Annotated in this window: 15 protein-coding genes; 10 read left to right on the plus strand and 5 right to left on the minus strand. The window is 47.1% G+C overall.

Going from position 1 to position 22,543, the window contains the following annotated elements; translation table 11 throughout:
* Positions 1-695 precede the first annotated feature (695 nt).
* Positions 696-4,682, plus strand: coding sequence for an endo-1,4-beta-xylanase (locus AC0YNT_RS10870; RefSeq protein ID WP_475804575.1), 3,987 nt, complete (start codon positions 696-698; stop codon positions 4,680-4,682).
* An 82-nt stretch (positions 4,683-4,764) separates the two neighbouring features.
* Here the strand turns inward: AC0YNT_RS10870 and AC0YNT_RS10875 are convergent, their stop codons facing one another.
* Complete coding sequence (locus tag AC0YNT_RS10875; RefSeq protein WP_475804576.1) at positions 4,765-6,006, minus strand: MFS transporter; 1,242 nt, start codon at positions 6,004-6,006, stop codon at positions 4,765-4,767.
* 189 nt (positions 6,007-6,195) lie between these two features.
* Between AC0YNT_RS10875 and AC0YNT_RS10880 the strand changes: the two genes are divergently transcribed.
* Entirely contained in the window at positions 6,196-6,558 is a 363-nt protein-coding gene (locus AC0YNT_RS10880) for a DUF423 domain-containing protein (RefSeq protein WP_475804577.1), read from the plus strand.
* Positions 6,559-6,651: 93 nt separating this feature from the next.
* Here AC0YNT_RS10880 and AC0YNT_RS10885 read toward each other — a convergent pair whose 3' ends face one another.
* Genes AC0YNT_RS10885 through AC0YNT_RS10895 form a run of 3 tightly spaced genes read right to left on the minus strand, consistent with a single transcriptional unit; the run spans position 6,652 to position 10,378 of the window.
* Positions 6,652-7,770, minus strand: coding sequence for a Ger(x)C family spore germination protein (locus AC0YNT_RS10885; RefSeq protein WP_475804578.1), 1,119 nt, complete (start codon positions 7,768-7,770; stop codon positions 6,652-6,654).
* Between the two features lie 3 nt (positions 7,771-7,773).
* On the minus strand, positions 7,774-8,874 hold the full coding sequence (locus AC0YNT_RS10890) for a GerAB/ArcD/ProY family transporter (protein WP_475804579.1): 1,101 nt from the start codon (positions 8,872-8,874) through the stop codon (positions 7,774-7,776).
* Positions 8,867-10,378: a spore germination protein gene (locus AC0YNT_RS10895; protein WP_475804580.1), complete on the minus strand. Its 1,512-nt coding sequence runs from the start codon at positions 10,376-10,378 to the stop codon at positions 8,867-8,869. The genes AC0YNT_RS10890 and AC0YNT_RS10895 overlap by 8 nt, the downstream gene beginning before the upstream one ends.
* 207 nt (positions 10,379-10,585) lie before the next feature.
* Between AC0YNT_RS10895 and AC0YNT_RS10900 the strand changes: the two genes are divergently transcribed.
* The 3 genes from AC0YNT_RS10900 (at position 10,586) to AC0YNT_RS10910 (ending at position 14,135) form a co-directional block, all read left to right on the plus strand.
* A complete protein-coding gene (locus AC0YNT_RS10900) occupies positions 10,586-12,811 on the plus strand; it encodes a hypothetical protein (protein ID WP_475804581.1) in 2,226 nt (741 codons plus the stop codon).
* Positions 12,812-12,956: 145 nt separating this feature from the next.
* Positions 12,957-13,505, plus strand: coding sequence for a TetR/AcrR family transcriptional regulator (locus AC0YNT_RS10905; RefSeq protein WP_475804582.1), 549 nt, complete (start codon positions 12,957-12,959; stop codon positions 13,503-13,505).
* Between the two features lie 141 nt (positions 13,506-13,646).
* Positions 13,647-14,135, plus strand: a complete 489-nt coding sequence (locus AC0YNT_RS10910) for a nucleoside deaminase (protein WP_475804583.1) — start codon at positions 13,647-13,649, stop codon at positions 14,133-14,135.
* Positions 14,136-14,226: 91 nt separating this feature from the next.
* Here AC0YNT_RS10910 and AC0YNT_RS10915 read toward each other — a convergent pair whose 3' ends face one another.
* On the minus strand, positions 14,227-14,856 hold the full coding sequence (locus AC0YNT_RS10915; RefSeq protein ID WP_475804584.1) for an HD domain-containing protein: 630 nt from the start codon (positions 14,854-14,856) through the stop codon (positions 14,227-14,229).
* 187 nt (positions 14,857-15,043) lie between these two features.
* Here AC0YNT_RS10915 and AC0YNT_RS10920 point away from each other — a divergent pair, with 187 nt between their 5' ends.
* The 5 genes from AC0YNT_RS10920 to AC0YNT_RS10940 all read left to right on the plus strand — a co-directional run bounded on the left by AC0YNT_RS10920 (position 15,044) and on the right by AC0YNT_RS10940 (position 22,464).
* The gene (locus tag AC0YNT_RS10920; RefSeq protein ID WP_475804585.1) at positions 15,044-16,291 is read left to right on the plus strand and encodes a saccharopine dehydrogenase NADP-binding domain-containing protein; all 1,248 of its coding nucleotides are present in this window, start codon (positions 15,044-15,046) and stop codon (positions 16,289-16,291) included.
* A 19-nt stretch (positions 16,292-16,310) separates the two neighbouring features.
* Positions 16,311-17,183, plus strand: coding sequence for a polyamine aminopropyltransferase (gene speE / locus AC0YNT_RS10925; protein ID WP_475804586.1), 873 nt, complete (start codon positions 16,311-16,313; stop codon positions 17,181-17,183).
* A 204-nt stretch (positions 17,184-17,387) separates the two neighbouring features.
* The gene (locus AC0YNT_RS10930) at positions 17,388-20,174 is read left to right on the plus strand and encodes a glycoside hydrolase family 3 C-terminal domain-containing protein (RefSeq protein ID WP_475804587.1); all 2,787 of its coding nucleotides are present in this window, start codon (positions 17,388-17,390) and stop codon (positions 20,172-20,174) included.
* Positions 20,175-20,329: 155 nt separating this feature from the next.
* Positions 20,330-21,454: a YecA family protein gene (locus tag AC0YNT_RS10935; protein WP_475804588.1), complete on the plus strand. Its 1,125-nt coding sequence runs from the start codon at positions 20,330-20,332 to the stop codon at positions 21,452-21,454.
* Positions 21,455-21,705: 251 nt separating this feature from the next.
* A complete protein-coding gene (locus tag AC0YNT_RS10940) occupies positions 21,706-22,464 on the plus strand; it encodes a hypothetical protein (protein WP_475804589.1) in 759 nt (252 codons plus the stop codon).
* Positions 22,465-22,543: the final 79 nt, after the last annotated feature.

A 22,543-nucleotide genomic window follows, 5' to 3' on the forward strand; every position in this document is an offset into this window, starting at 1 on the left:
TTTAAAAGATAAGAAAGTATAAATTCACTCGATACTGTGCTTATATTTCACCCGCGAAACGTATGCTACTCCTCCTGAGGACGGCACAAATACCAAGACTCGCTATTGGGGCTTGGCTTAGCCATTCCACGCAGGACCTCCACCTGCTAAACTCCACAACCAAGCTTGGTCGCACCGAAAGTTGAGCTATAAAATATAGTAGTTTCTTCTTTAATTTGTATACTGTAAAGCGCTTTCATGTGCCTTATCATTGAATTGACCTATCACGAAAGGAGGACATGTTCGTGATACTATGTAAAGATTTGAAAGGAGGCCTCCTTTTTTTATCATGTAAGTGTAAGCGCTTTACTGTGAGATGACCCTTATTTAAGGGGACACAACATGTCCAAAAGGATTTTGGCGCTGCTTTGCAGCCTATTACTGGTCGTTCGCGTCGATGCCCTTCGCCGCGTTGACAGTGGCGGCTGCTGACAGTTCCGGCAGAACGGTTATTTGGTAGCTGGACATGAACACCTTGGGCGTTCCGGGCACGACTAGCCAAAAACATTGTGAGTCCCGCTGTCATGAAAAGGAGCTACAGGATGTATGTGCTCTTTCCTCTCATAACAGGTTTGTTGGTAAAAGAAAACCCTTGTTCCGCAAGCCTCGGCGAACGCCGAGAGGCTTTATAATATTTTTGGAGGGGAAGTAACGCGATGAATAAACGGTTAAAGCAGATTTTGATGATAGTGTTTGCGGTTGCATTGTTGTTGCCGCAGTTTGGGATCAACCAGAAGGCGAGTGCGGCGGATAGTTCCGGCAGTACGAATGGAAATTATGCTTTAAAAGTTCAAACCACAGGCGGGCACCAGTGGGATGGCGCGCAAATAGACACAGGGGCAAGCGGCTTAAACCTCGTTGCCGGCACAACCTACACCTTCTCATATGACTTATACACCCCTGACCAAGATGTGGCGGGCATTGTTCTGCAGACCAACGGAAACTACAACTGGATTAAAAATACGGGAGCTTTAAGTGCGGCAAGCCCAGCTTGGACTTCATACACTGCGAATTATACTTACTTAGCCGCAAGCGGTGCACAGATTCAGTTTGTTAAAATCGGTGATAGCGGAGCTACGGATGCAAAGAATATAACTTACTACATCGACAACTTTGTTGTTAAAGACGCAAGCGATACTGTCGTTTACAAGGCTGACTTTGACGACCAAACGGCTGGCGGATTTATAAAAAGTGGCGATGCTACATTAACTACGGTAGTAACCGATTATTTCTTAAAGGTTCAAACCACAGGCGGGCACCAGTGGGATGGCGCGCAAATAGCCACGGGGGCAAGCGGCTTGAACCTAGAGGATGGCAAAACCTACACCTTCTCATATGACTTGTACACACCTGACCAAGATGTGGCAGGCATTCTTCTACAAACTAGCGGCTATAACTGGATTAAAAACTCAGGAGCTTTAAGCGCGGCAAGCCCAGCTTGGAATTCCTATTCAGCGACGTATACTTATACGGCCGCCACAAGTGGGTCCTATATTCAGTTTGTTAAAACCGGTGATAGCGGAGCTACGGATGCAAAGAATATAACTTACTACATCGATAACTTTATTGTTAAAGACGCAAGCGATACTGTCGTGTACAAGGCTGACTTTGACGACAAAGCGGCTGACGGATTTATAAAAAGTGCGGATGCTACATTAACTACTGTTAATAGTATGAGTGCTGTAACAACACCAACGATTAACCCAGATGTACTCTCCTTGACAAGCATTAAGAATACGTACCCAAATTATTTGATGGGCAACATCATCGGCCCATATTACATGCATGACCCAATCATGCCCGTCCTGAAAGCCCAGTTTGGCGTTGTGACGCCTGAAAATGCGATGAAGCCAGCTTCGCTGATCGGTTCCAGCGCCTCTACGCATGATGTTGCGGATCTGAACTTTACCGAAGCGGACACGGAGCTTCAGAGCGCGATCGACAATGGCCTGAAAGTACATGGGCATACGCTCGTCTGGGAAGGGCAGTCGATTCCGTGGCTGAACAACGCTAAGATCTCCGACTCTGATTCGACTCCGTCCAATCCAGGTCTGACCGCGGATGGGGCGTATGCGAACATGAACGCGTATATTAACACGGTTCTCAAGCATTTTGACGGCAAGTTCAACGCGAGCACGCAGAACATCATCTCGTGGGACGTCGTCAACGAAGCGATGGGGGGGAGCGTTCGTGACAGCTCTCTTAGTCCGACAGACTGGCACAGCTACCTGAAATCTACCCCGTGGCTGAAGGCAACGGACGCGAACTACGTCGAACAGGCGTTCAAGTACGCTCGTGCAGCGGAGCCGAATTACAACGTCCTGTTGTATTACAACGACTATAGCATGGACGACCAGAATAAGGCTGCGGCAGTTCACGACATGGTGAAAGACATCAATAGCCGTTGGGCTGCAGAACACCCTGGCAAGCAGCTTATTCAGGGTGTCGGCATGCAAGAACATAACGGCCTCGGCACCAACCCTAACAATACGCGCAAGACGATCCAGATGTTCAAGGATATTGGCGTCAAAATTTCGATCAGCGAGCTGGACATCTCCGCTGGCACGGACGGAACGCAGACTGCCGATCAGAAAACAGCCCAAGCCGCACAGTACGCGCGGTTGATGCAAGTTTATACCGATCCTTCCTTCAAGGACACAGTGCAGCGAATCACACTCTGGGGACTGACAGACACTAACAGCTGGTTGGCTTCCGGCAGCCCGTTGCTGTTCGACGGCAACCTGTACCCGAAAGAGGCGTTTAAAGCCGTGATTGACCCGGCCGGATATCTTGCAAATTACCACGCTCCGACAAAGCCTGCTGGGGGCAAAATCTCAACAGCTGCGAAGGGAACACCAACCATTGACGGCAATATGGACGGCATTTGGAATACGACAACGCCTCTCAATATCGATGTAACCCAGGCGGGCAACACGAAGGCGGATACGCATATGCCTGCCGCTACCGCTCGCATATTGTGGGACAACGCGAACCTGTACGTACTAGCGCAGGTGACCAAAGATCCGTCCGAACCGTTGGACAAGGGGAACGCAAACCCTTGGGAGCAGGATTCAGTTGAAGTGGTTGCTGACCTGACGAACGGCACCAGCGCCATGTACTTGAACGCTTCCGGGCATTACCGCGTACGGTATGACGGCTTTGCGTCGGTAGACGCAGCCATGACGGATAATCAGGGCGTTGCAACGAAGATGACATCCGCGACGACGTACGACGAGACGACGAACTCCTACACCGTCGAGATGAAGATTCCGTTTATCCAGATTACGCCTGAGATTGGCACTCAGATCGGCTTTGACGTTCAGGTGAATGATGCGAAGGCCGGTGCGCGCATTGGCGCGTTCGCTTGGAACGACGCTACCGGAACGGCTTATCAGGATCTATTCAAGATTGGCACGTTGAAATTTGCTGCAGCAGGGTCGGTCACTCCACCACCTAGCGGCGGTACGCCATCGCAGGGATCTAACATCACAGTTGATAAAAATCATATCACTGCAAAGGCTCAACCGGACAGCAACGGTACAGCTTCCGTAACCATCAGTTCGAGTGATCTCCATCAAGGAGTCAGTCAATCAACAGACAAATCCGTGACGATTCAAGTGCAACACGCTGCCGGCGTTAAAGAAGTTCAAGTAAACTTGCCGACAGATCAAGTTCTAGCCCTGTCGGATCAGATCAAATCGATCGCCATCGACACCGGTTTGGCCACTGTTTCAATCGATCCGAATTTGCTGAAGCACAGCGGTGCGAGCGGAACCGGTAACGTTCAATTATCCGTATCCGTCGTAGACCCGGCTTCGCTGCCCGACGCGGCAAGAAGCCAAGTAGGCGGAAATACGGTCTATAATTTCAACTTAAGCGTCAACGGCACAAAAATTACGAAATTTACCGGAAATGACGTTAAAGTCAGCATGGATTACACCTTGAAACCGGGTGAAAATCCAAACAATGTCGTCATCTATTACATCGATGATAACGGCAAGCTGGAAATCGTCAAAAACGGGAAGTACAACACGGCGACGGGCAAAATCGAATTTACTCCGAAGCACTTCAGCAAATACGTCGCTAAGGTCAATGGATCTACATTCAAAGACGTGAACGATATACCTTGGGCGTTGGAAAGCATCCAAGCTCTCGAAGCGCGGGGTATTGTTGCCGGAGTTAAAACAGGAACTTTCGCGCCAAACAATCAGGTGACCAGAGCAGAGTTCATCCAAATGTTGATGAATGCAATTGATCTGAACAGCGACAAGGCAACCAGCACATTTACAGATGTGAAGGAAGGCGCTTGGTATTATCAAGCAATTGCTTCCGCCCAACAGCTCGGTATCGTTAACGGGAAAGCGGATGGATCTTACGGCATCAACGATGCAATCAGCAGGCAGGAAATGGCCGCAATGCTGTATCGTGCCGTAGCGAAGGCAAATGTAAAACTTCCAAATACTATTAATGAACTCAAGTTTGCCGATGATTCAAGCATTTCGGACTATGCAGCACAAGCAATTAAAGCATTGCAGCAAGCAGGAATCGTGAACGGCATGGAGGATGGGAAGTTTGCCCCTGCCAGCAACGCAACGCGCGCTCAAGCAGCAGTTATTATTTACGGATTGTTTAAATTATTGTAAGTTCAGACATTCCAACAAAAAAGCCTTCCTCCGCATTACCGCGGGGGAAGGCTTCTTTTTTTAAAGTGATGTTTTCGACTGCTTATAATCGAACCTTCTTTTTCTCCCGAAACAATAGAAAGAACAGCATCGATGCGGTTACGTATAAGAACCCCGTGATGCTAAACGTAACTGCATATCCCCAGTAGTAGCCATAAGCCGTAATGAGATGGGAGTGGATTGGACCCATGGTGGCCCATCCCAGCATGAAGGCGGTCTGCATGCAGGAATTAGCTAAGCTTTGTTTCTTGGCAGAGACCCGGTCCATAAGAGTGGCGGATAGGAGTGGATTAGCTGCGTTCATAAGAGCCTGCCGGAATAAGAAGCTGATTGAGGCTACGATAAGCATATTGGTGAAGCCAGTTATAAGCAGGAACGGCAGCGACAGGGTCTGGAAAATAACAATCGCTTTCACCTGTCCAACCCGGTTAACCAGCTTGGGACCAATCAGCATGGAGAAGATCGTCATGACTTGTCCAAGCGCCAGCAGGAAGCTCATTCCGCTTAGCGAGGTCGAGAACCGATTCGTGAAGTACAAATTTAAATAAGGAATGACAAGTCCGGAACCAATTCCGATCAGCAGCTCAACAGCCGCAAACGCTGCGATAAAGCTAAATTCCCCTTTTGTCGGAGTAGATTGGTTTGTGGTTTCTGCTGCGATAGGTTTCTCGGGATGCTTCGTTTCCTTCATAGCCTGCAGCGGCAGGAAGGCTGCTATTGCTGCTATACTGCCCGCAAGCAACACAAGCTTGAACGAAAGCCTTTCACTTAATCCCGCAGCTTGCAAGACATCGGAGATAACACCTCCGCCAAGGCTTCCAGCCACTTGGGCAGCAAGGACAAAGGCAGAGTAGATGCTGAATATGCGCAGCCTGTCCGACTTCGCTACATTGGCAGCAAGGAAGGGGATCGCAAGTACTTGAAAGATGGTAGCAAATAAGCCAGTTAGGACGGCGGTGATCAGGAGGCTGCTCTCTGATTCGAAAAAAGAGCGTCCAACGAGTACGACTCCGCTGCATAAGGCGCCGATAACGAGTAGTCGCTTGCGACTGCCGCGATCACCAAATAAGCCAATCGGGATAAAACATAAAGCCGTGGCAAGAGACTGCATGCTGACTACGGTTCCGCTCATGGCATCTGGATAGCCAAGTTCATGGATATATAAGTTGTACAATACCGAGAAAAGCCCCGTTCCGAATTGATATAACATGTTCGCTAGGAAGAATAAACGAATGTTGCGGGACCAGCCGTTCCACTCTGCGGTGGTGGATTGAATGAATTTCATGATGTAAGTGCCTCCTGGTGCTATTCCAACCACCTACATTACTACCACGGCAGCTATAAAGCAATCGGAAATTATTACGGAACATGATATGCTAAAATGAATAATCACCCATAGAGTCCTGTTTGAGCTATATGTGATTATTCATACTTCGTAAGCATGATAGTAGATAATTGAGAAGAGGGAAAAGGGATGCAGACGTTTGTTGTAATGGGCAGTATTCTGATGGCTGTCGCGGTCGCGATTGGGGCGTTTGGCGCACATGCGCTGAAGAGCAGGCTGGAGCCGGACAAGCTCAAGGTATACGAGACAGGTGTGCAGTATCATATTATTCATGCATTAGGACTAATTGGGGTTGGCCTGCTGGCGGATCGTTATCCGGATGCGGGCATCATCGTTACGGGAGGCTGGTTCCTGGCAGGGGGGATCGTGCTGTTCTCCGGAAGCTTGTATGTATTAAGTATGAAAAGAGTGCGGGCTCTTGGTCCGGTTACGCCGCTTGGCGGGCTTTGCTTTATTATCGGCTGGGTGCTTATAGCTGTAGGTGTGCTGTAAGCTTGCAGCCCGTAGGCAAGAACAATTAAGGACCTTAACGATGCGCCACATCGTTAAGGTCCTTAATTATGAGAAAACAACCCCATGCAGAAGTTATTTAAACACGCCATGCTTCGTAATTTCTGCTGTTATGGTTGCCTTGAACGGGATATGAGAATATTCACTCGCCCAATCCATCTTATTCCATATGCCATAATGGTACGCACGGATGTAGCGGCCAATGCCAAGGGCGTCTGAGTTCGCTTTTTGCATCTTTTGAATAATACCGTTTGCTTGCTCGGTCAGAAGCCCTGATATTTTTTTATTCAGGTCGTTAATGGTTTCGTCACTGATTGCCCAGCTTTCCATAAACTCCATAAGCTCAATCTTCATATGGATATTTAGGTTAACAGAGATTGGCTGAGATTCATTGGAGCTTATGTTCAGATCCCTCTTTGTTTTAAGGACGTTAATCGTAACGTAATTTTTCATCCGGGGCTGTTTGTTCTCACTGACCTGAAGCTTAATCCAAGCAATACTTTGCTTTTGGTCAGCCATAAGCAAAAAGAGGGTGGAATCCTGAACGGGCAAATACTGCCCGCTATATCGGTGTCCGTTAAACATAGCCAGTCCGATGACAGCAGCTTCCTTCTCCCTCGGTTCAATTAAAGGCAGAACAAAATCCGCGCCAGGATCGAGCATATCCGAGATCAGCGGCCTGGACTGCAGCGGAATAACGGTTGCATCCTGCTCACTTTGCAACAGGTCGGCAAGATGCTCGCTCATAATTTTATTCTCCTGAATTTTAAGCTTTAGGACATCGCCTGCCCGCCCCTTCACTACCACGACTTCGGAGAGTAGAGAGCCTCTAGGATCTCTGTAGAAGACGTCAAGCCCCGGCAGGATATCCTGCTTCGCGTATTGTTCACCCAGCAGAATGATTTGCAGCTTGGAAGCATCCAGCTGTTCGGCGACTTTATGATTCATCTCGTTCCTTGAATTCCTTGGTGTATCACCTGTAGTCGTTACGACTTGGCTCCGGTTAATTTCCGTTCCGCTCGCACCGCCTCTGAATATCGGAATAGTTATCGTTTGTATGATTTTCCCGTCCTCTGCCAAGTCAAATCCGGTAGCCATTCCGAGCTTAACATCCTTTAATAGATGCTGATCCCAGCAGCCAGTTATGAGAACGATACAGATCGCGTACAGCAGGAAAAAAGTCAGCTTTTTCATACTTTACACCGTCCCTGGTGTTTCTTTCTTGCCTCTTAGGACGGCCAGAATAAGAAGGATAATGGGCAGGCCGCAGATGAAGAGGTAGCTTAAATAAACAATAAAGGTGTTAATCCTATGTATGACCTGATCATCTGTTGGAATGAAGCATACTAACACAAAGATAAACAAAGCTACGCTATACACGATTATGGAGTTGTACGATTTGTTGAGCAGATCGGACATACCGCTTGCAGTCAAATAAAGATAGGCCATTAAAGAAGTTCCGACACAGACAACCCATATGGAGAAGAAGAGCAGATCCGCCCTCTCCAAGATTGGAAAAGAACGATATTTCATGATGTAAAGAATGGGCTCGGGAATGAATTTCATTGCGTAAGGGCCAAGGTAGGCGATGCTGACAAAAGTTAAATAGGCATAAAAGAAAGTAGAAAGACCGTTGGCAAACAAAGCGGCCTTTAATTTAGCAGAACCCGTTCCTAAAGTGTGACGAAAGACAACAAGCAGGACTTCAAAACCCATGAACGCGATAATTGCTGGATTAATGCCCATAAGAATCGCGGAAGGTCTGCTTTTACCGATTGGCAGAACCGAGATAAAGCTGGCGTCTTTAAGAATGGACGTAAGTAAAATGAGCAGGACAACAAGCAAGAAGGATACGACTACAAAAAAACGAGCCATAACTCGCAAATTCTCTTTGACGCATAGAACACTTACGCCTATCAGCATCAAATGAATGATCCAGCCTGGTGTATTAGGAAGAATCCAAATGCTCACCAACCGGCCAAATAATAAAACGATAAAGGAGGCAATGGTGAAAAAATAAACGATATAGGCGATTCGGAGCAGAAAGCCGACATAGGCGCCAGTGATTTCAGTGATCATGCCAAAAATCGTCCGGGAAGGAAAACGCCGATGCAGCAGCCAGATCAGCCATATATTCAATTGAACGAGAAGACCCGCAGCAAGCACCGATATCCAAGCATCGTTATTCGAAAATACAACTTCATCAGAAGGCAATGTAAAGACAGCGATGCCGATCTGGGATAATAAGATAACAAAGAAAAGCTGCAAAGAAGTTATCGAATGCCTTGCGTTATTCATTTCTCTTCCACTTCCTTGATTCGGATTGCTGCTTCATTTTCTCGGGGTGCGGGTCAAGCGGCCTGTTCTTCAGTAACCAAATAGGCGCTCTTATAATCGAATCCTTCAAATCTCTCCACCGGAAGGGAGCAACCGGAGTAAAATAAGGAGTCCCGAACGATTCCAGTGTGCATAAGTGGATTAATAGTGCCATCAGGCAAAATACGATGCCTATGAATCCCATTGTTGCGGCGGCTATCATAATGGGAAACCGCAGCAGTCTTACCGCACCGCTCATTTCGTTCGAGGGAACGACATAGGAGGCAATGGCTGTTGTCGCTACGATTACAATCATTGTATTGGAGACCAAACCCGCTTTGACGATGGCATCTCCGATTACCAGACCGCCGACAATGCCGATGGTTGGGCCAATGGCGGAAGGCAGACGGATTCCTGCTTCACGGATTAATTCAATAGTCAGCTCCATAATTAAAGCTTCAATTAATGGTGGATAAGGTACCTTTTCCACAGCACCTTTCACTGTCAGAAGAAGAGACACCGGCAATACTTCAAAGTGGAAACCAATGACGGCGATATAAAAAGCAGGCAGCAATATAGCAAGAAGGAAGCTGCATAGCCGGATGACGCGGATAAAAGTAGCAATAAACGCGCGGCTGTTGTAATCATCAGGTGACTGGTAAAAGGCAAAAAAGGTCACAGGCACAACAAGAACCGTTGGTGTACCGTTAACAAAGATGGCTACTCTTCCTTCAACTAAATTGGCCTCTACCCGGTCCGGACGTTCAGTATTTAACATTTGCGGAAACGGAGAAAAGGTCGAGTCCTCAATAAATTCCTCGAAGTATCCCGGACTGAACACCATATCGGAGTCAATGCTATTAATCCTCGCTTGAACCTTCTGAACGAGTTCCTCATTAGCGATGCCTTTGATATAAGCAATGGCAATTTTGGTGCGGGTTACATTTCCGAGATTGCTATATTCCACAAGCAGATTAGGATCATTGATTCGTTTGCGAAGCAGGTTCAAGTTAATCGCAATGTTCTCGACAAACCCTTGGTGTGAGCCCCTGACTACCTTCTCATTGCCAGGTTCCTCTGCGCTCCTGTCAAAGCTTGACGCGGTATCGATGAGGAATGCTGTACCCTCACCATCGGCGAAGATCACCGAGAATCCTTCAAGCAGCTTTTGTGTGATATCTCCGATTTGGCTTGTCTTCTGAAAATACTCGAGAGAAAAGGATTTAAGGTCGCCTGAGCTTTCAGCCACCGGAGTAAATAGCTTCAGCTCCAGCTTGTTCCGGTCTATCAGGGTCTCGAAATAGATAGCTGTATAAGCTTTGTTGTTAATCGTAAAGGGATGATTTATTAAATCCTGTGAGTGATGGAATTGACGGAAGACCATGTTCACATTGTCACTCATGTTAGAAGACACCGGTATGGAAGCTGTCACGGAAGCTTGACTCGGATTGGTCTGGCGGGAAGGCCGCTTAGTAAAAATCATCATGCACATCCTTATTGCGGTGTTGTATTAATTAGAAGTATTTACCTTGTTGGGAGGGGATATACGAATACGGGCAGCTGGGAATTTTGTTAGGAGAGCTATATTGTACAGTGATTCGGTTATTTCACAATAGACCGTCTGACAGCAGCATGATAAGTTAACCTTCAATAAAGTGGCGGCAATGCCTATGGAGGAAGGGGAACTAGCGGTATGTTCAAGATGGAACCACGTCTATGTGTGACAAAATATAGAGGCAGTGAAGTACTTAAGTCCGTTGAGATCCCATTGGCTGAACAGGGAATGGATAACATAGCTTTAACCTCAGACTGGTCCGTGACGGTGAGAAGTGAGGGTTCTATCGACCATCCGAATGGACAGATACTGGAAGCCGATTTTCAGTCAGACAGCATCTCAAACGAATCAGCTGTTGCGTTGTCTTTTCATCTAAGTGGATGGTCCGCCGAGAATTACGTACTTGTACCTGGTGCCGTATATGCCGGTAATCGCTTTGAGGTCCGCGAATTACCCTATGCGCCCTGCTGGTCTCGAATCGATGATGCTGGACCTGATGTACCCAATCTGATTACGGATGTTCCTCGTCTATCGAATGAAGCTGGAGTACCTTCAGCGATTCATCTCTTAACGGGGGATGCTGCAACACCTGCGATTGGAATTATCGATCAGAAGTCAGCAATGGGCTGGCTGTTCGTAACCGAGCAAGGTACGGTAATTGGAAACAGCTCGATGCATGTGGTGGAAAATGAAGATCGAAGCTTGGTGCGGATTTCTTTCCAAGCCCCTGGGGTTAGGCCGTCCACGAAATATGAGATGACAACAACCAAGGTACCAAGCACCGATAGAGGATATGACTTCAAGCCTGGAGAGAAGGTCCAGCTGAGCTGCAGGGTCTACCGTTTTCCTTGCTCCAGCTTGCAGGATTTATTCGAACGGTTTGCGGCGGTGCGCAGGCAAGGACTGCCTGCAGTCAGCTTGGTAGCAAGTCTGCCGTTCTCCGCTGCATGGGAGATCCAAGAATCGAAGTATAATGCGATGAACTGGAATCATGAGCTTGGCTATTACGCGGTTGGCACCGTTGATATGAAGCATCAGGATTGGCAGGTTGGCTGGGTAGGAGGCGGCATGTCGAGCCTCGCCTTGCTTCTTGAAGGCAGCGAAGTCTCGGTGAGCCGGGCGCTAGATACGCTTCGATTCCTGTTCAGCAGTCAGACGGAAGCGGGCTTTTTCCATGGGGTCTGTCACAACGGGCAATGGTACGGCGACGAATTTAATGATGATCCTGATCGCAGGTATCCGGAGCAGTGGCATATTTTACGGAAAAGTGCAGATGCCTTGTATTTCATTATGAAGCATCTGCTTGCGCTTGAGCTGGTACGGCCGGATTTTGAAATCCTTGCAGAATGGCTGGACGGCACGAGACGGCTAGCTGACGCTTTCGTAAGACTATGGCACCGCTATGGCCAATTTGGCCAATGGATCCATACCGGAACAGGGGATATCATCATTGGCGGCTCGGCAGCCGGAGGTATTGCACCAGCAGGTCTTGCTCTATGCGGGGAATATTTCAATGAGAACAGCTATACGTTCGTAGCGGAACAATCTGCCAGACAATATTACCAGCAGTTCACCTCTCAAGGGATCACGACCGGCGGGCCAGGGGAAATCCTGCAATGCCCGGATAGTGAGTCTGCTTTTGCTTTACTCGAATCGTATATCGTTCTGTACGAGACAAGTGAGGATCACGAGTGGATTAAGAGAGCGGAAGAAGCGGCGCTTCAAGCCATGACATGGTGCGTTTCCTATGATTTCGATTTTCCGAAGGGCTCGACCTTCGAGCGGCTGGGCATGCGTACAACGGGCTCGGTTATTGCCAATGTTCAGAATAAGCATAGTGCACCGGGGATTTGTACGCTGTCAGGTGACTCGCTCTTTAAGCTGTATAGGGCTACCGGAAATAAACGTTATCTAGAGCTATTGCGGGAAATCGCCGGCAACCTGCCGCAATATTTGTCTAGGGAGGATCGACCGGTTAAAGGTTGGGATGGTTTAGATATGCCGCCGGGCTATATGAGTGAACGGGCCAATATGAGTGATTGGGAAGGCAAATCTTTTGTCGGCGAGGTCCTGCCTCTTTCCTGTTGGTGCGAGGTATCACTTATGCTTTCCTATGCGGAGCTTCCTGGCATTTATGTGAATAGAACCAGCGGAGAAATCACGGTGATCGACCAAGTGCAATGCAGGATGGAAGAGGGAGCAACCTCCACATTGGTAGTGACAAATCCAACAGCTTACCCGGCTGAAGTGAAGCTGCTTGCGGAAACAGAGGAAGAAGCGGCGATACCGCTTGGTTCATGCGGTCATGTAGAGTGGAGGCGGGTTCAAGTTGGACCTGGTGAGACCGTTCGAGTCGTGTTGTAGTTCATAGGAAACTTGGCCATTCATGGTCAGGTTTTCTTTTTTTGCGGTTTGATGAACGATACCATACTAAAGTATTAGTTGGGAATTAATTAACATATACTGGTCTATCTAGACGCTGTCGTACAGCAGAAAGAAGTGATGGACGATGCCACGTATAATTGTGACAGAAGAACAGTGGATTCATCTTGGAGCAGAGCGTTTTGCACAAGGGGGGATCGAAGCTTTAGTGATCGAGAAGATGGCATCAAAACTGAAATGCAGTAAAAGCAGCTTTTACTGGTATTTCTCCAATCGCAGTGAATTCGTTCGGAAGATCGTGGACTACTGGAATACGATTCTCACGCAGCAGGTGATGACGGCTTCATCAAAGGTGATGACAGCAGAAGAGAAGCTATCCGTGTTGATGCATCATATGTTCTCAACGACACAGAAGGGTGATTTTCTATTTTATCTCCGACAGTTGTCCTTGGAAGAGGCAGACTATCAGGAAGTGCTTGAACGGCTAGAGACATTCAGAATGAACTTCGCCAAAGAGTTGTTCGTACAGACCGGTATGCCTGAAGACCTCGCAGAGCATAAATCATGGCTGCTATATCATTATTTCATTGGCTGGTACGAACGGCATAAGTCGCAGCAGCTTGCTGAGGAAGATGTGCATCATCATGTGACAAGGCTTCATAAATCCTTGTTATAGGAGTTACTTGGTATGCAGCCTCCACAAGGAAACGGGAAGAATTTGTTCATTTCACTAATAAGCTGTCAGGCAAATTGACGGGAGTGAGCTGGAAAGCTATAGTGATGACAAATCTTTCAGAACCTGTTAGGAGGGGTCGTTGTGGAGACTAACCGTGCTGATCATGTTGCTTATTTGCAAAGATGTGTAGATCTGTCCTGGATGGCCAGAAGAGCAGGGAATACCCCGTTTGGAGCGCTGCTTGTTGGGCCAGAGGGTGACATTTTATTAGAACAGGGCAATATCGAAGTTACGGAATCGAACTGCACGGGACATGCAGAAACGACGTTAATGGAGGCCGCCTCCAAACGTTACAGCAAGGAGGAGCTCTGGAATTGCACCTTATATACGTCGACTGAGCCTTGTGCGATGTGTGCCGGAGCGATTTTTTGGGGGAATGTTGGACGCGTTGTATATGCCATAACCGAGAAACGTTTAATGGAGCTGACCGGTGATGCCGATCAGAACCCGATGCTGGATTTACCGTGCAGAGAAGTATTTAATAGAGGCGCTAAAGCGATTGAAGTGATGGGACCTTTCCCGGAGGTTGAAGCAGAGGCTGTAGCTGCCCATGAAGGGTATTGGAAATAGTCATTTGATATAAATAAAAGCCAGCCGTATGAGGCTGGCTTTTTGCTATGTGCTTGGATTAGAAAGTAGGGTAGGAAGGAACGAAGAGGATTTACGCAGCTAATGCTTCTTTGGTGATGGTTTCAATATCGATCGGGGATTTGGCCCCTGCGCTAACGAGGTCGGGGAGAATGTGCTCCAGGAAGTAATCGACGCAATGAAGTGGGATTTGTTTGATTTTGATAAGAGCGGACCGGTACATGACGATAAATTCCTTCTCGGTATTCCCGAGTTGCAGCTCAGTGAAAGCCTCGTATATTTGATCCAGCTTATCGGCTACTTCAAGGATTTGGCCTTCCACGGAATTGTCTTTACCTTCACGCAGCTGTCTGCGGAATATCGATTTGAACTCCTCAGGAATATTGTCATCGATAAAATGAGCGACCATTCCTTCCTCGACTTGCTGCAGCATCGAGCGCAGCTCCAAGGAATAATGCTTTACGGGCGTTTTAATATCCCCGATAAAAATTTCTCCGTAATCATGGCTGCTCGTAATTTCGTAAAGCTTCTTCCAATCAACAGTGACGCCATTCTTTTCTTCAATATCCGCTAAGGTCTTCGCATACTGAACGACCTTCCAGGAATGCTCCGAAACACTATGCTCCTGAAATTTAAATTTACCTGGGCAGCGGATAATTCTCTCCAGATCAGTCAGTGACTGAAAGTACGTATGAATTCCCATAAGTTATTGTCCTTTCTTGGATTTAGATTAGTCTGCTGCACAAGTTCAGTATAGATCCGAATTGTTAGGGGACCATTAACGCCCGGCTGGAAGTTTCAGGGCTGCAAAAATTGATAGAGTTCATAGTCGATAGACTAGTTCGGTTTCACTCACCTTGAATATCCTAAATAAAGGAGTTGAGGTAAAAGTGAATCAAAAGTTAGTTCTCACTATTTTGGGAAGTGGAGGAGGTGTAGCAAAATCGGTTCTCGCCATCTTGGACAAAGCGTTCCAGGATACGAATGATCCGATTCATTCGTACATCAGTCAGGTTGATCTTCATTTGGTGGACAAGAAGCAGAAGGACAAGTCTTATTACGAGCAATTTATTCCGCATGTCGGCTTTACGCTGCATCAAATGGATTTGGGTAACATGAACAGGTTCCGGCAGCATCTGAAGGATACTCACACAACCATGGTTATTGATGTGTCCTGGGCCGATACCGTGGAGATGCTGCAATGCTGCGATGAACTTGGGGTCCAGTATATCAATACGGCTCTGGAAAATACGATGGTGGATGAGAAGGAGGAGCTTGAAGGCTTTACGTTACTCGAACGATACCGGATTTTTGAGGAAAACAGAATGCGGTTTCGCGGTACGAAGGCGATCATTGGCTCTGGAATGAACCCGGGTGTCGTGCAATGGATGGCTCTTAAGATGATGCAGCAAGTGCCAGACGAGCTTCCTATCGGTTGTTATATTGTTGAGCATGACGATACTTTTTATGCCGATCTGTCGAAGGTTAAGAAGAAAACGGTGTATACGACATGGTCACCGGAATGTTTTCTTGATGAGGCGATCTTGAATTATCCGATGTTTATGAAGCAGCATATGGCGATGTTTCTGTATAACGATGTATATGAGCTTGAATTCAAAGTGGCGCTTGGGGACAAGCAGTTCTACGGCTGCCTGATGCCGCATGAAGAGGTTGTGACGCTGGGCAAAGCTTTCGATATGGAGTTTGGCTTTATTTATCGGGTCAATGATTATACAACAAATGTGATACTGGACAATCTTAGTAACGCGAATGATCTGTGGAACTGGAATCATCAAGTACTTGATCCGCTGGATGGCGAGTTGAATGGATCCGATTTGGTTGGTGTTCTGCTCGTGTACAAGGATAAGGAACGGTATATGTACAACGTGATGAGCAATAAGGAGATTTTCGCCGAGTATAAGACCAATGCGACATATTTTCAGGTGGCATGCGGTATTTATGGGGCATTATCGACACTTCTGCTTGATGACATTCCGGATGGTATTTATTATGTAGACGAAATGTTGCTTCAGACGGATTCCGGATATGGAAAGTATCTCACTTATTATATGAAGGATTTTGTGACTGGCGAGAATGACAAATCGGACGGGCTTCTGCTCGATCGCTTGCGCAAGTAAGGATTAGAAGGGGATGAATATGAAGAACAAAACAAATTTAACAGGTTACAATAAAGAAGAAAATGAGGAATTATGGCTGTGGGATGATCTTCCGGAGCTTGATATGGAAGTCGGCTATAAAGTGCAGGAGCTGCTTCACTACGAGAAATCTCCGTTTCAGGAGTTAAGTATTGTGGAGACGAAAGGCTTTGGCCGCATGCTTGTACTGGATGGAACTCCACAAGTGACTTCTCAGGATGGCTTCATTTATAACGAGATGATCACGCATATCGCGATGACTACTCATCCTGCGCCAAAGCAGGTTGCGATGATTGGTGGAGGCGATTGCGGGCCGGCCCGCGAAGCGCTGAAATATGAGAGTGTGCAGCACATTGACGTCGTAGAAATTGATGAAAGAGTGATCGAGGTATGCAAGACATGGCTGACGAAAGAAGCCGAATCGGACAAGGTACAAACGATTTATAAGGATGGTTATGCATGGATTCAGGGGCAAAAGAATAAATTCGACGTTCTCCTGGTTGACCGTTCAGACGCTTATGGACCTGCTGTCAGCCTGTACAAACCGCAGTTTTATCAATACGTGCATGACAGCTTATCGAGTAATGGTATCGCGGTGTTCCAGTCCGGTTCCCCCTATTATAATGCGGGCAGCTTAGGCAAAACGATTCGTCACTTGAAAAAGCATTTTCCCATCGTACGGACGTATTTATGCGCGATCCCATCGTTCCCCGGAGGAATATGGAGCTTTACGATTGCCTCGAAAAAGTGGGATCCTCTTACGGCCGATTTGAATAATCTGCAGTGGCAAACAACGAAGTATATAACCCCTGATGTATACCGGGCAAGTTTTGTATTACCGCCTTATATTAAGAACGCTATAGAAGGAAAGTAAAGCTGAAGGTCCCGCCTGCTGCCGCTTAACTGCCGAAAAATGAAGAAACACATAGGTATGTGTTTCTTCTTTTGCATGGAAGGATAAAGGATAATAATAATTGCATATTGAGTAAAAATAATTAAATGTTTATTCTATTTTCGAGATATAGAATTTGTTATGATTATACATAGTGCATATAGAAACTTAGGTAGGAGCAATCATATGAATACACATGGCATTCCATTAGAAGGTTTTGCTGCATTCAGCAGAAAAGTAGCAGCAGAAGGTGCTGTTCTATTAAAGAATGACGGTCAAGTGCTCCCTATTCAGACAGGCGACAATGTTGCGATTTTTGGCCGGACGCAGGTCAACTATTATCGCAGCGGTACAGGATCAGGCGGAAGCGTTAACGTCACTCATACGACGAATCTGCTGGAAGGTCTGCGAAGCAAGACAACGATTACTGTAAATGAAGAGCTGGCAGCTGTATATGAACAGTGGATTGCACAAAATCCATTCGATAACGGCGGAGGCGGCTGGGCGGCTGAACCTTGGCACCAGAAAGAAATGCCTTTAACCGCAGAATTAGTAGCACAGGCAAGAAGCCAATCGAGTAAGGCGATCGTGGTGATTGGGCGTACGGCTGGTGAAGATCAGGATAATGCCGATAAGCCAGGCAGCTATCAATTAACGGACGAAGAGCTCGATATGATTAAGGCAGTATCGGCCTATTTCGAGCAAACGGTTGTTGTACTGAATGTCTCTAACATCATTGATATGAGCTGGTTAAACGAAGCGGAAATGAAATCGATTCCAGCAGTTATTTATGCTTGGCAGGGCGGGATGGAAGGCGGTAATGCGATTGCCGATGTGCTAGCTGGGGAAGTAACGCCAAGCGGTAAACTAACGGACACGATTGCTTATTCGATCGAGGACTATCCGTCGACCCGTAACTATGGCAATGAACTGAACAACCTGTATGAAGAAGATATTTATGTTGGGTATCGTTATTTTGAGACGTTCGCACCGGAGAAGGTTCAATTCGAATTTGGCTATGGTCTATCTTATACCTCATTCACGAATGTGCTGGAACAAGCTACGCTGACGGTTAAAGAAGGACAACCATACATCGAGATCCGCGTAACCGTTACTAATACAGGCTCGGTCTATGCAGGTAAAGAAACGGTACAGGTCTACTATGAAGCTCCGCAGGGCGAGCTGGGCAAACCGGCTAAAGCGCTCGCAGCATTCGCGAAGACGAAAGAGCTTCAGCCTGGTGAATCGCAGCAGCTTATCCTTAGCTTCCCGGTTCACGCCATGGCTTCGTATGATGATACCGGTGTGACAGGACATCCATCTGCCTATGTCCTGGAAGCGGGTACGTACCGTCTCTATGTCGGGAACAGTGTGAAACAGGTATCAGCAGTAAGCGTTGAAGGAAAAGACGGCTACATGGTGGACGAGCTTCAAGTTGTGGAACAGCTGACAGAAGCAATGGCGCCAACGGTTGGTTTTACACGTATGAAGCCGGGGGCACAAAAGGAAGACGGCACGTATGAGCTGATCTCTGTTGAGGTGCCGGTACGCAAGGTTTCGCTGGCTGACCGGATCGAGAGCAATCTGCCTGAGACACTTGCGCAAACGGGCGACCAAGGCTACAAGCTGCAGGATGTTGCGGACGGCAAAGTGAGTATGGAAGCTTTCGTTGCTCAATTTAGCGATGAAGATCTCGCTGCTATTGTACGGGGCGAAGGCATGAGCAGTCCCAAAGTTACGCCTGGTACAGCTTCGGCTTTTGGCGGCGTAAGCGACAATCTTCTCAGCTACGGTATTCCGGTAGCTTGCACAGCAGACGGCCCGTCGGGCATTCGGATGGACAGCGGCCATAAGGCTACGCAGGTGGCGATTGGTACATTGCTTGCTGCAACGTGGAACACGGAGCTCATTGAAGAGCTGTATGTAATGGAAGGCCAAGAATTGCTGAGCAATGATATTGATGCTTTACTTGGACCTGGTCTCAACATTCGACGCAGTCCGCTGAACGGACGAAACTTCGAGTATTTCTCTGAGGATCCGCTTATTTCAGGGGCGTTTGCAGCAGCTTGTACACGTGGCATTATGAAGGGCGGCTCGAATGCGACACTGAAGCATTTTGCCTGCAATAATCAGGAGCAATACCGCCACCGCGTGAATGCAGTTGTATCAGAACGTGCTCTTCGGGAGATTTATTTGAAAGGATTCGAGATCGCCGTTAAAGAGGGTGGGGCGAATTCGATTATGACCTCCTATAACCCAGTCAACGGACATTGGGCAGCATCAAACTATGATCTGAACACGACGATTCTTCGTGGTGAGTGGGGCTTCAAGGGTATCGTGATGACAGACTGGTGGGCTGTGATGAATGATGTAGTTGAAGGAGGGCCGGCTGACCGCAAGTTTACAAACTGGATGGTCCGCTCTCAGAACGACCTGTATATGGTTGTCTCGAACTACGGGGCGGAGTCAAATGTGTGGGGAGATAATACACTGGAGTCATTGGAGAACTGCACGTTGACCCGCGGCGAACTGCAGCGCAGTGCAATGAATATCTGTGATTTCATTATGAAAGCCCCTGTATTCTCGAGAGCGCTGGTGACAGAGGAAAAGGCAGAGCGGTTTAATCCAAATGCTGCACTGTCTTCCGAGCATGTACAGTCGTTAGCAGCAGGTGTGCAGGTGAAATTCACTGCTGCTTCTGAGCCTGTTGTTATGAAAGTCGAGCAAAGTGGTGTTTATCGAATTACTGTTCATCTTATGTCGACAGAATTTGCGTGGGCGCAAAGCGCATGTAATGTATTAATCAACGGTGAGCTGATGACAACGGTTCAAACGAACGGTACCGAAAGCGCTTGGATTCGTCAGAAGCTGGTGAAGGTCGAGCTGCCGGAAGGGCTGTATGAGCTGAAGCTTGATTTTGTGAAGCCGGGCATGCAGATTGATTGGATTGAATTTGTTCAGGAAGAGCGGTAGTAACACGAAAGGGATGCCTTCAGGGCATCCCTTTTTGTCAGGCTGATTTGAAATTAGTCAGCTGTAAGTGTATGGTAGAAACAGCATAGGTATACTGAAATTATACGTAAAAGGAATGGTGTAAAGCTTTGGATTATGTAGCAGAACTGCAACAGATGAACATTCAGAACGCGATAAAAGGCGGGGTTATAACGAAATTAGCCGAGATTCTGCCGCTTCTTACGAAAGAGAAGTTGAATCTTCTGGCTGGCAACTATGAGATTAAGGGGCGCTCCAAGCTGAAAAAGCAGGAGCTGGCCGATACGCTGTATTCGTCCATACTGGACGTTAATGAGATGAGCATGGGTTTGCTCATTGCAACTGCAAAGGAATGGGACCTGGTGAAGGAGCTTCTTGCCGTTCCGGCCCTGCAGGATGATACGTTGTTCCCGGGAACCTACCTATTCTTGATGAATGCGGGACTGTTATACTCGTTCTACGATCAAGACAAGCTGTATTATGTCCTCCCCGAGGAAATCAAGGGAACGTATGCGAAAGTAGTCGTATCATCGTTCCTTAAAGAACGTGAGCGCTGCCAGTTGGTGCATCAATACATTCTTGCCGCGATGAATCTTTATGGGGTATGTCCGGTCGACACGTTCCTAGACATCTTTAATGCTCAGAACGAAGAGCCGTTAACTGAGGATGAGTTTAATCAGATTACGGATCTGCTCAGCAGACGGGAGCAAAGCTGGCATTATGATGGTGGACAACTGATCAGTGATTATTTTGACCCGGATAACGAAGAAGAGTTGGATGCACTGCTTGAGAGAATGAAAGACAAGCCGTATTATATTCCGGCTAAGTTGGAGTTCTTGAAATATGCTGACCCTGGCTACTTTGAACAAACGCCTCAATTGACCGGCCTGGAGCAATATATCCTGCAGTTTGTATGTAAGGATAAGGAGCTTGTTACACATTTGATGGATGACATTCAACTGGCCTGCTCAATGGAAGAGCCCGTTGAAGTCATTATGGCGGAGTTCGAGCGACGTGGAATTGAGTTCGAAACAAGAGATCAGCTGGAGATGACCATACAACTGATCATTAATGTTTATAACCATACAAGAGTGTGGTCGAATGGCGGGTATTCACCTGTCGAATTGCGCCAAATTACTTCAGGAGAGGCTCCTGTCGATAATGTTGTGCCTTTCAACCGGCCAGCTGCTTCGGGGAAAATCGGGCGAAACGAGCCTTGTCCTTGCGGAAGCGGGAAAAAATATAAGAAATGCTGCGGCTAATATCGCATGATATAGGCTCTGCTATTTAAAGACACCTCTTGGGGTGTCTTTTTTTTACTCAAAATCAGGATTCGTTTTACAGTTTTACCTTCGTTTCCTAGTCATTGGAATTCACTATAGATAATAATAAAAAATATTTCCAAATATTTCATTGTGTGTTGGTAATACATGGTCTACTATATTCGTAGCATAGTTCGAAGGCACTAATTATGTTTTTGAATTTATTATGATTTTATTAGAGGAGTGTTGGAATGAGTAAGGTAGGCAGAATAAGGAAGATTATGGTTCTGGCTAGTGTAATTTCACTTGCTGTACCGGCAATGGCAATGGCTAGCAGCAGTGGAGTGAATGTATCCGTGAATGGCAGAGCCGTTCAATCGGTAAGCAATTACACGACTTCTGACGGATACACTTATGTCGATGTCGCAGCTTTCAGTACAGTGGCTGGTGTGTCTTATGTCCCTAGTACGGATGGGAAGACAGCTACTGTAAATGGTACTAAAGTAAACGTGAAGAGCAAGAACGGGACTTCGGTTGCACTTGTCCGTGAATTAGCACAAGCTGCTGGTGCAAGTGTGAAGTGGAATGCAAAAACGAACAGCGTAGAAATAAATTACAAAGCCAAGCTTGTTGTATATGGTGACACGATCTCTCAAATTGGCGGTTGTATTATTCAGAACCGATTTGTAGTGGGGGATACGATTGTCTTCCGTATGAAGGCGCTTAACTCCGAGACTGGTCAGCTGGCAGAAAGTGCAAAGCTGCAAGTCCATCTGTCGACTGGTGATGTGCTGGATATGACTTTGGCTGAGCATCCACCGGGAACACCTGGTGCTGAAAAGTTCTGGACAGCTACATACAAAATTACAGACGCGACACCTAAAGGAACTCTGAACTATTTCGTCACGGCTGAGACGGCTACCCTTAAAGGGGAATATAAGCCTTTTAATGTAATGCCTTCGCTTATTACAATTGTAGCCGCAGATCAGACTACAGCAGCAGCGCAATAATAGTAAATTTTTTTGTATTCAGCTTCAGAATTCCTTGTTCCCCTCGGGTAACGTTTTGTCCGTTTGGAGGGGGTCATAC

The sequence above is a fragment of the Paenibacillus sp. J22R56 genome (genome assembly GCF_056269375.1).